We start from the raw sequence: 239 nt of genomic DNA on the forward strand, positions 1-239 counted from the left end.
TCCGCCAATTGCACCTTGCCCAACCCGAGCGGCGCCGGAATCCCGGTGAGAAACGAGCCCAGCTCGCTGCTCGGCAATTCCCAGACCTCCACGGCAATCGCCACGCCGGCGTCCTTGACCCGCACCATCCCCGGCCGCAATGGCGGGCCGCCGGCGAGGGCGTGCAGTCGATAGTCCGGCGAACTGAACGTGGTTTCCAGCAAGCGCCCGCCACGCTGGGTCAGTTGCCAGTTCAACGC

1 protein-coding gene is annotated in these 239 nt (G+C 67.8%); it reads right to left on the minus strand.

Annotated elements, in window-relative coordinates:
- Positions 1 to 203: allophanate hydrolase-related protein (locus tag AAEY83_RS18285; protein ID WP_502945222.1), on the minus strand; the 203-nt coding region annotated here is incomplete at its 3' end.
- Between the last annotated feature and the right edge of the window lie 36 nt (positions 204 to 239).

It is taken from the genome of Psychrobacter sp. TB20-MNA-CIBAN-0197 (genome assembly GCF_040309765.1).
Lineage (GTDB): Bacteria > Pseudomonadota > Gammaproteobacteria > Pseudomonadales > Moraxellaceae > Psychrobacter > Psychrobacter submarinus.